The sequence below is a fragment of the Providencia sp. JGM181 genome (assembly GCF_018257375.1).
GTDB classification, from domain to species: domain Bacteria; phylum Pseudomonadota; class Gammaproteobacteria; order Enterobacterales; family Enterobacteriaceae; genus Providencia; species Providencia lanzhouensis.
Window position 1 is genome coordinate 1 of the sequence record NZ_JAERJY010000135.1, and the last position, 9,952, is coordinate 9,952.

The 9,952-nt window shown below is 44.9% G+C and carries 7 protein-coding genes, 1 pseudogene and 1 other annotated feature; of the genes and pseudogenes, 5 read left to right on the plus strand and 3 right to left on the minus strand.

The window, feature by feature from the left end:
- Positions 1-81 precede the first annotated feature (81 nt).
- The 3 genes from rluB to rnm all read right to left on the minus strand — a co-directional run bounded on the left by rluB (position 82) and on the right by rnm (position 2,904).
- Positions 82-999 (minus strand): 23S rRNA pseudouridine(2605) synthase RluB, encoded by a 918-nt coding sequence (gene rluB, locus JK188_RS14455; RefSeq protein WP_036956541.1) that lies wholly within the window; start codon positions 997-999, stop codon positions 82-84.
- A gap of 196 nt (positions 1,000-1,195) precedes the next feature.
- Complete coding sequence (locus JK188_RS14460) at positions 1,196-1,816, minus strand: L-threonylcarbamoyladenylate synthase (protein WP_036956539.1); 621 nt, start codon at positions 1,814-1,816, stop codon at positions 1,196-1,198.
- A gap of 221 nt (positions 1,817-2,037) precedes the next feature.
- Entirely contained in the window at positions 2,038-2,904 is an 867-nt protein-coding gene (gene rnm / locus JK188_RS14465) for an RNase RNM (protein WP_108478085.1), read from the minus strand.
- Between the two features lie 205 nt (positions 2,905-3,109).
- Positions 3,110-3,211: a sequence feature (Trp leader region), on the plus strand.
- 26 nt (positions 3,212-3,237) lie between these two features.
- Between rnm and JK188_RS14470 the strand changes: the two genes are divergently transcribed.
- The 5 genes and pseudogenes from JK188_RS14470 to trpA all read left to right on the plus strand — a co-directional run bounded on the left by JK188_RS14470 (position 3,238) and on the right by trpA (position 9,871).
- On the plus strand, positions 3,238-4,812 hold the full coding sequence (locus tag JK188_RS14470; protein WP_211885698.1) for an anthranilate synthase component 1: 1,575 nt from the start codon (positions 3,238-3,240) through the stop codon (positions 4,810-4,812).
- A pseudogene (gene trpD, locus JK188_RS17780) lies at positions 4,812-6,442 on the plus strand (bifunctional anthranilate synthase glutamate amidotransferase component TrpG/anthranilate phosphoribosyltransferase TrpD). Before JK188_RS14470 ends, trpD begins: the two are co-directional and overlap by 1 nt.
- 1 nt (position 6,443) lies before the next feature.
- Positions 6,444-7,820, plus strand: a complete 1,377-nt coding sequence (gene trpCF, locus JK188_RS14485) for a bifunctional indole-3-glycerol-phosphate synthase TrpC/phosphoribosylanthranilate isomerase TrpF (RefSeq protein ID WP_211885703.1) — start codon at positions 6,444-6,446, stop codon at positions 7,818-7,820.
- A gap of 54 nt (positions 7,821-7,874) precedes the next feature.
- Positions 7,875-9,065 carry a tryptophan synthase subunit beta gene (gene trpB, locus JK188_RS14490; RefSeq protein ID WP_211885704.1) on the plus strand — a complete coding sequence of 397 codons (1,191 nt, stop codon included), beginning with the start codon at positions 7,875-7,877 and terminating at the stop codon, positions 9,063-9,065.
- Positions 9,065-9,871: a tryptophan synthase subunit alpha gene (gene trpA, locus JK188_RS14495; protein ID WP_036956532.1), complete on the plus strand. Its 807-nt coding sequence runs from the start codon at positions 9,065-9,067 to the stop codon at positions 9,869-9,871. Before trpB ends, trpA begins: the two co-directional genes overlap by 1 nt.
- The last annotated feature ends 81 nt before the right edge of the window (positions 9,872-9,952 follow it).

The following is a 9,952-nucleotide window of genomic DNA, read 5'->3' on the forward strand; positions in this document are numbered from 1 at the left end:
ATTCTATTAAATTGAAATAAAAAAAGGCTATGGTAAATACCATAACCTTCATTTTAAATCATTCGAATAACGTTAAAACGATTAGATTCGAGTGCGGCGCTTAGCCGTTGGGCGTGAAGTTTGGCGTTTCGCTGCTGGGCGAGATGCCACTTGAGTGTGACGTTTCACCGCACGGCGAATTTGGTTAGCTTTGATGCGGCGCTGATCGCGCTCAACAGACACTTTACTTTCTGTTTCAACATCCAGTTCAACTAACTCTCTTAAATAGTTAGTTTGCTCTAAACCTAATTCAGTCCAACCACCACGTGGTAAACCTTTTGGTAAATCAATATCTCCGTAGCGAACACGGATCAGGCGGCTCACTTGCACACCAACAGATTCCCATAAACGACGAACTTCACGGTTACGACCTTCGGTTAAAGTGACGTTATACCATTGGTTCATCCCTTCACCACCGCGATACGACACAGTCTTAAAGGATGCCGGACCATCTTCTAATTGCACGCCTGTAGTTAATTGACGAATTTTTGCATCCGTGATTTCACCAAATACACGTACTGCGTATTCGCGTTCCACTTCACGGCTTGGGTGCATTAAGCGGTTAGCTAATTCACCATCGGTTGTAAATAACAATAAACCACTGGTGTTCACATCAAGACGCCCTACAGCAATCCAACGAGCCCCAGTCAGTTTTGGTAAACGGTTAAATACCGTTGGACGACCTTCAGGGTCATGGCGCGTGCACAATTCCCCTTCCGGTTTGTAGTATGCCATCACGCGGCAAATTTCTTTTTCTGGCTCTTTTATCGCTAAGACACGACCATCAAGACGAATTTTTGTGGAGGCTTTGACTTCAACACGATCACCCAATGTTGCCATTTTGCCATCAACACTAATGCGGCCTTCTTTCAATAGGCCTTCGATTTCTCGGCGGGAACCATGCCCTGAACGGGCAAGAATTTTTTGTAGCTTTTCAGTTTGTTGCGGTTTAGAACTCATGAGATCCTCAGCTGTCGCCTTCACAGGCGTCAAATAGCTTCTTGCGCTATTAAAACAAGCCTCGCTCAATTAACAAGTCTTGTGTCATCGGCAAAAAGTGATGAATTTGAAAACCTGCGCATTATACACAGGTTTATTGTGATCCCCTATGACTAATCGTCTTCCCTGAAAGAATGAATTTTCAAGGAAGATTGGCTTATTCAAATGGGGTTGGGTCGCCAGTTCCGACACGAGCGACAACTGGAGTGTCATCAGTAAAATCAATTACCGTGGTTGGTTTTTGCCCGATGTAACCACCGTGGATCACTAAATCCACTTGTTTATCCAGTAAATCGCGGATTTCTTCTGGATCAGATTGAGTAAAATCATCGCCCGGTAAAATCAAACTGGTGGACATAAGTGGCTCCCCCACTGCTTCCAGTAAATCACGGGCAATTGGGTTTGATGGTACGCGTAACCCAATAGTTTTACGCTTTTCGTTCATCAAACGGCGAGGCACTTCTTTGGTGGCTTTTAAAATAAAGGTGTAATTACCTGGCGTATTGTTTTTGATTAAACGAAATACCGTGTTATCCACATGGGCATAATTAGAGATTTCGGATAGATCACGGCACATCAAGGTAAAGTTATGGTTCGCATCCAATTTCCGGATACGGCAAATTCGTTCTAGGGCATTTTTATCTTCTAAACGACAACCAATGGCATAACCTGAATCTGTCGGGTAGACGACAACACCGCCTTTATTCAGGATCTCAACACTTTGGCTAATTAGCCTTGCCTGAGGGTTGTCCGGATGGATATAAAAAAACTGGCTCATAGTGACCTCTATAGTTGAGTATCGACAGCATCATCCGGTGAACGACCTAAAAATGGCACTATCTATCTATTCTTACAAAACAAAACGATCACAGTAATATCTTTATCAAATAATATTGTGACTCAACAAAATAATTCATATACAGACTATTTTACACCCAAACCGTGATCCATCAACGAATTAGGTAATATTCTTACAAACTAAGAGGTTTTAGCTTTCCATCAATTCACTTTATCCCAGAGGGTCCAAACCGCTTGCTCATCATCAGGAAGCCATAAATTCCGCCCTAACTCAATCCACGAACAAGGGCGATGGAAATCTGACCCAACAGAAGTTTTCAAGTTAGCCTCTTGTGCCAACTCTCCTAAAAATCGCTTCTCATTTGCCGGCTGCTGGCAATGAGAAATTTCCATCGCATCCCCTTGGCAAGCTTTAAAGTGATCGATCAGGCGTCTTAGCCATTTATTCGATAATTGATATTTTGATGGATGCGCCAGCACCGCGACACCGCCAGATTGATGAATAGCATCCACAGCTTCTTGAATGCTGCACCACTGCGCGGGCACATAGCCGGTTTTCCCTTTCGCCAGATAGCGCTTAAACACATTATTGATGGTTTTCTCTTTGCCAATTTTGACAATGTACTGTGCAAAATGCGCGCGAGTAACCTGGCCGCCACCTGAAATCGCTTGGGCATTTTCCCACGCATCCTCAATCCCTGCCTTTTGCAAGCGACGACCTATCTCAATCCCGCGGTCTAGGCGGCGTTGTGATTGCTGCGAGAGTAACGTTTCCATCGTAGGATGGCTCGGTGAAAAATTCAGCCCAACAATATGAATTTCAATATTTTCCCACAGGGTGGATATTTCAACCCCGTTAACTAATGTTAATGGACGTGGATTGTCAGCAAGATACGCTTTGGCAGCAATTAAGCCATCACAAGTATCATGATCCGTAATTGATAAAATATTCACACCCATTGCTATCGCACGTTCGACTAACTCAGCGGGAGGTAGCTCTCCATCTGATGCATTCGTATGGCTATGTAAGTCATAGCGAGTCACTATTGGCGTCGAATCTTGCGACATATTGTTACCTTCTCCCTTTTCGACTTAACGAAAATTAAAAATAAATACAAACAGCTATTGACATCAACCGCGCGATCCAGTTTACTAGTACGCAAGATTACTTTTATGCAAAAGCTATTAGTATTCAAAAGAATTAGTATGCAAAAGCATTTAACACTTAATTTGTTTATCCAGTGAGGCATGTATGACTGTTTTCAATTTATCAAATCGTTGGTGGCGCGACTTCCCAAATTGGGCGGAAGCCGCACGCGCATAAATTGTTAATGCCTCAGTGCCGAACCCGCCCTCAACCAGCGGGTTTTTTTACGTCTAAAATTAGCTTAAGGCAGCAAAATGAACAAACAAAACACCACATTAGCACATTTTAATCATCTGGATAGCCCAATTAACTATCAACCGGATCCTACGTTGTTATTTAATCACCTGTGCCAGAATAAAGCCGCTACCATGCTGTTAGAGTCGGCTGAAGTCAACAACAAAGCCAATTTACAAAGCTTATTAATCATCGACAGCGCATTACGCATCCGTGCATTTGGTCAACGAGTTGAAATTGAAGCGTTAACTGAAAATGGTCAAGCCCTATTACCTTTAATTAATCTACAATTAGCCGAGAAAGCGATTTCTCGCGATTTAACCACAAACCATCTGACCGTCATATTTGCTCAACCAGAAAGCCAATTAGATGAAGATAGCCGTTTAAAAAGCGCTTCATGCTTGGATGTATTACGCGCATTGCCAGCAATTGCACAAGCCCATTTCCCGAGACCAGAAATCCTGTTTATGGGCGGATTATTTGCCTATGACTTAGTGGCAAATTTTGAAGCATTACCGGAAGTCGCTGCCACAAACCAATGCCCGGATTTCTGTTTTTTTGTCGCAGAACACTATTTAGTGATAGACCATCAAAACCAAGCCGCACGTTTAAAAAGCCTATTATTTACCGCAGACACCCACATTGTCGCGCAAGTACAGCAGCGTCACAGCGAAATTATCGTTGCGTGCCGCCCTTACTTACCCGCATTACCTCTGGGTGAACAAGACAACTTCAGCGTCACAATCAATAAAAGCGATGAAGAATATGGCCGTGTCGTCAATACCTTAAAAGAAGCTATCTACCGCGGGGATATTTTCCAAGTCGTCCCATCACGCAAATTCAGTATGCCATGTGCTCAACCGCTGATTGCCTATCAAAAACTTAAGGCGCAAAACCCAAGTCCGTACATGTTCTATATGCAAGACAACGATTTCACCCTGTTTGGCGCTTCACCAGAGAGCGCCTTGAAATACAGCAAACAAACTCGTGTGGTTGAAATCTACCCAATTGCAGGTACCCGCCCTCGTGGACGCAATGCGCAAGGAAACATCGACTTAGATTTAGATAGCCGTATTGAATTAGCCATGCGTACCGATGAAAAAGAGCTGGCAGAACACATTATGTTGGTGGACTTAGCTCGTAATGATTTAGCACGAATTTGTGAAGCTGGTAGCCGTTATGTTGCCAACCTGACCAAAGTTGACCGCTACTCTTTTGTCATGCACTTAGTTTCCCATGTTGTGGGAACTTTACGCAGCGATTTAGATGTTTTCCATGCGTATCAAGCCTGTATGAATATGGGGACATTAACAGGCGCGCCGAAAGTCAAAGCCATGCAACTGATCGCGGAATGTGAAAAAGAGCGCAGAGGCTCCTACGGCGGCGCAGTGGGTTACTTTAATGGTAAAGGCGACTTTGATACCTGCATCGTTATTCGTTCCGCATATGTCGAAAATGGCATTGCTACCGTTCAAGCTGGCGGCGGCGTTGTCCTCGACTCTTCTCCACAAGGTGAAGCCGACGAAACTCGTAATAAAGCCCGCGCAGTGATCCGCGCTATTGCCCAAGCCCACCAAGTTGAGGAGTTATTTTAATGGCTAATATCTTACTACTCGATAACGTCGACTCCTTCACCTACAACTTGGTCGACCAATTACGCGCCAGCGGTCATCACGTAGTGATCTACCGCAACACCGTTAATGCGGCGCATGTTTTATCCGTACTGAATCAGCTCGATGATGCGATTTTAGTCCTTTCACCGGGTCCAGGAAAACCCAGTGACGCGGGCTGTATGCCGGAAGTACTTAAGTCAGTAATAGGCACCATTCCAGTGATTGGCATCTGCTTAGGGCATCAAGCTATCGTTGAAGCTTATGGTGGAACCGTTTCCCCTGCGGGTGAAATTTTACATGGCAAAGCCTCAATGGCAACCCACGATGAACAAGCCATGTTTGCAGGCTTAGAAAACCCTATTTCAGTGGCTCGTTATCACTCTTTAGTGGGTAGCCAAATCCCTGAATCATTAACGATTTGCGCACAATCCAATGGCATGGTCATGGCGGTACGCAATGATGAACAGCGAGTGTGTGGATTCCAGTTTCACCCCGAATCCATCTTAACCACCCAAGGAAAATTGTTGTTAGAAAATACGGTGGCATGGGCGCTTTCTTCCCCCAACAAAACAACATCACATTCGCACTAATGGGACACAGAGAGCCAATCATGCAAAACATTTACGATAAATTATTTAAGGCGCAAGCGTTAACTCAACAAGAGAGCCAATATTTATTTAACGCGATTATTCAAGGTGAACTCACTGAGCCCCAACTTGCTGCCGTCTTGATCAGCATGAAAATGCGTGGCGAACAACCACAAGAAATTGCCGGTGCTGCATTGGCATGCTTAGAAAATGCCCAACCTTTCCCACGCCCTGACTATCAATTCAGTGATATTGTCGGCACAGGAGGAGACGGCGCCAACAGTATTAATATTTCCACTGCCAGCGCATTTGTGGCGGCAGAATGTGGGATAAAAGTCGCAAAACATGGCAACCGCAGCGTTTCCAGCCGCTCAGGCTCATCGGACTTGCTCGCCGCCTTTGGCATTGCCTTAGATTTAAGCGCTCAAAGCGCCCGCGATGCATTAGACGAGTTAGGCTTATGTTTCTTATTTGCGCCGCAATATCACAGTGGATTCCGCCATGCCGCGCCGGTGCGTAGCCAATTAAAAACCCGTACTTTATTTAATGTACTGGGTCCATTAATTAACCCAGCTCGCCCACCGTTAGCCTTAGTGGGCGTCTATCAGGATTCATTGGTTGAACCGGTAGCAAAAACCATGCAAATGCTTGGGTTTATCCGTGCAGCTGTGGTACATAGTGGAGGGATGGATGAAGTTTCACTTCATGCACCAACCCATGTTGCCGAATTAAAAAATGGTGAAATTCAGCAATATACTCTGACAGCTGAAGATTTTGGCTTAGCGCCTTATCAATTGAAAGATTTGGAAGGCGGCACCCCAGATGAAAACCGTTTTCTGCTGACGCAATTATTACAAGGTCATGGTCAAGCGGCTCATGAGGCGGCTGTCGCCGCAAACGTCGCCATGTTGTTACGTATTAATGGTTACGAAGATTTAAAAGAAAACAGCGAGCACGCACTCAATATTATTCGTAGCGGCAAAGCATTTGACCGCGTTCTGGCACTAGCTGCAAGGGAGCACTAAGATGAAAGGCACGGTATTACAAAAGATTGTAGATGATAAATTTGCCTATTTAGCGGAGCGCAAACAACGTCAACCGCTGGCAAGTTTTCAATCTGAAGTGCAACCTGCGCAACGAAATTTTTACTCAGCTCTACAAGCGAAGCGCCCAGTATTTATTTTAGAGTGCAAAAAAGCCTCTCCATCGAAGGGGCTTATCCGTGAAGATTTCGACCCCGCGGTGATTGCGGGCATGTATGCCCCTTATGCTTCTGCCATTTCAGTTTTGACTGACGAAAAATATTTCCAAGGGAAGATGGATTACCTGACGATTGTCAGTAACACCGTTAAACAGCCAGTTCTGTGCAAAGATTTTATCGTTGACCCTTATCAGATTTACCTTGCTCGCTATTACCAAGCGGATGCTATTTTACTCATGCTGTCCGTATTGAATGATGAACAATATCTTGCCCTTGCCGATGTAGCACACCAACTGAACATGGGCGTACTCACCGAAGTGAGCAACGACGAAGAGCTGGAACGTGCGATAAAATTGAAAGCTAAAGTGGTTGGGATCAACAACCGCGACCTGCGCGATATGTCTATCGATTTAAATCGTACACGTCAGCTCGCGCCACGTTTACCAGCAGGAACCGTGGTGATCAGCGAGTCAGGTATTCTTCAACATCAACATATTCAAAGCCTTGCGGATGTCGCTAACGGCTTCTTAATTGGTAGCGCCTTGATGGAGCAAGAGGACTTACCAAAAGCACTGCGTAACCTGCTGATTGGTGAGCATAAAGTGTGTGGCTTAACCCGTGAGCAAGATGCTAAAGCCGCATTTGCTGCAGGCGCCAATTTTGGTGGACTGATTTTTGCTGAAAAATCCCCTCGTAAAGTGACGCTGTCACAAGCAAAGCAGATTATTCATGCTGCACCACTTAAATTTGTGGGGGTTTTCCATAATCAATCCGCGGATTTTGTGGCGCATATTGCCCAACAATTGGCCTTACATGCAGTTCAACTCCACGGTGATGAAGATAATACCTACATGGCACAATTACGCGAAATGCTGCCAGCACACTGCCATATTTGGAAAGCGCTGAATATGGCTGATAGCCAAATCGCCGATTATGACCCTGCGTTAATTGATTTGCTGCTATTAGATAACGGCGCTGGCGGCACAGGAAAAACCTTTGACTGGTCGTCAATACCAACAAATAGCGGCTACAAGCAGATGGTGGCTGGCGGACTTACCCCTGAAAACTGCCAGCAAGCCGCCCAACTCGTCTGCAATGGGCTTGATTTTAACTCTGGCATTGAAATCGAACCGGGTATTAAATCCGAACAAAAATTAAACCAAGTCTTTGATGCATTGAAATCAGCCCGCATGGCGATTTAGCTCAAAGCCATATTAATCATACTGAACATATAAACTTAAAATGGATAATAAATAATGAGCAAATTAGATCCCTATTTCGGTGAGTTTGGTGGGCAATATGTCCCAGAAATTTTGATCCCAGCATTGAACCAGCTAGAAGATGCCTTTATTGACGCACAAAATGATCCTGCGTTCTTAACGGAATTCCATGATCTACTTAAAAATTATGCAGGTCGTCCAACCGCATTAACCCTGTGCCGCAACCTGACGGCGGGTACCAAAACGAAGCTTTATTTAAAGCGCGAAGATTTACTCCACGGTGGCGCACACAAAACCAACCAGGTGTTGGGTCAAGCATTGCTCGCCAAACGTATGGGTAAAAATGAAATTATCGCTGAAACTGGCGCGGGTCAGCATGGTGTTGCTACCGCCCTTGCTTGTGCCTTATTAAATATGAAGTGCCGCATCTACATGGGTGCAAAAGACGTTGAGCGTCAATCTCCAAACGTGTTTCGTATGAAGCTAATGGGCGCCGACGTGATCCCTGTACATAGCGGCTCTGCAACCTTAAAAGATGCTTGTAATGAAGCGCTAAGAGACTGGTCTGGCAGTTATGAAACCGCACACTATTTATTAGGGACTGCGGCAGGCCCTCACCCATATCCGACTATTGTACGTGAATTTCAACGCATGATCGGTGATGAAGCAAAACAGCAAATTTTAGATAAAGAAGGTCGCCTACCGGATGCGGTGATCGCCTGTATCGGTGGTGGTTCCAACGCTATCGGTCTGTTCGCTTCGTTTATTCCTGAAGAAAACGTCGGGTTAATTGGTGTTGAGCCTGCCGGTCACGGTATTGAATCAGGGCAACATGGTGCACCGTTAAAACATGGTCGTGTTGGGATTTATTTCGGTATGAAATCCCCTATGATGCAAACCTCTGAAGGGCAGATTGAAGAATCTTACTCCATTTCAGCAGGGTTAGATTTCCCATCAGTGGGGCCTCAACATGCGCACTTAAACAGTATTGGTCGTGCTGAATATGTTTCGATTACCGATGATGAAGCGCTAAACGCCTTTAAATTGCTGTCACGCAAAGAAGGGATTATTCCTGCATTAGAGTCATCTCATGCATTAGCGTATGCCCTCAAAATGGCAGAGCAAAATCCAAATAAAGAGCAGTTGTTAATTGTCAATTTATCCGGTCGTGGTGATAAAGACATTTTTACGGTACATGATATTTTGACCAGCAAAGGGGAAATCTAATGACGCGTTATACTCAACTTTTTCAGCGTTTAAACCAACAAAACCAAGGCGCTTTTGTTCCCTTTGTCACGTTAGGTGACCCTGATGCCGAGCTTTCTTTAAAAATTGTCGATGCATTAATTGCAGGAGGTGCGGATGCCTTAGAGATTGGCATCCCCTTCTCTGACCCTTTAGCGGATGGTCCCACAATTCAAAATGCCAATTTACGTGCCTTTAAAAGCGAGATCACACCGACGTTATGCTTCGAGTTATTAGCGCGTATTCGAGCCAAACACCCCGATATGCCGATAGGATTATTGGTTTATGCTAATTTAGTTTTCACCAATGGGATCGACTATTTTTATCAACGTTGCCAACAAGCTGGCGTAGATTCCGTTTTAGTTGCCGATGTGCCAATGCGTGAATCAAAACCGTTCCGTGAATCAGCCATCACCCACGGCATCGCCCCAATCTTTATTTGTCCACCAAATGGGGATGACGCACTGCTAAAAGAGATTGGAGAACATAGCCAAGGTTATACGTATTTACTCTCTCGCGCAGGCGTCACTGGTACAGAGCAGCGAGCGCAAATGCCATTAACTCATTTAGTGAGCAAATTAACCCAATATGGCGCAGCACCTGCACTTCAAGGATTTGGTATTTCGGAGCCTGCTCAAGTGACTGAAGCGATTCGTAATGGCGCTGCGGGGGCAATATCGGGTTCTGCTGTGGTAAAAATCATTGAAAATAACCTACAACAACCACAAGAAATGCTCAGTAAATTAACGACGTTTGTGGCAAATATGAAAGCCGCCACACAAAAATAGTACCTGTCTCTTTAATGATTGACCCTGCGTTAACCGCTATGCTGTTCTCTGTCGGCATTATGTAAGGGAAGAGAGAAACGA

Bases quoted from the DNA above. Each gene is read 5' to 3' on its own strand.
- trpA (WP_036956532.1), top strand. From the start codon at position 9,065: ATGACGCGTTATACTCAACTTTTTCAGCGTTTAAACCAACAAAACCAA.
- rnm (WP_108478085.1), bottom strand. From the start codon at position 2,904: ATGTCGCAAGATTCGACGCCAATAGTGACTCGCTATGACTTACATAGC.
- JK188_RS14470 (WP_211885698.1), top strand. From the start codon at position 3,238: ATGAACAAACAAAACACCACATTAGCACATTTTAATCATCTGGATAGC.
- rluB (WP_036956541.1), bottom strand. From the start codon at position 999: ATGAGTTCTAAACCGCAACAAACTGAAAAGCTACAAAAAATTCTTGCC.
- trpCF (WP_211885703.1), top strand. From the start codon at position 6,444: ATGAAAGGCACGGTATTACAAAAGATTGTAGATGATAAATTTGCCTAT.
- JK188_RS14460 (WP_036956539.1), bottom strand. From the start codon at position 1,816: ATGAGCCAGTTTTTTTATATCCATCCGGACAACCCTCAGGCAAGGCTA.
- trpB (WP_211885704.1), top strand. From the start codon at position 7,875: ATGAGCAAATTAGATCCCTATTTCGGTGAGTTTGGTGGGCAATATGTC.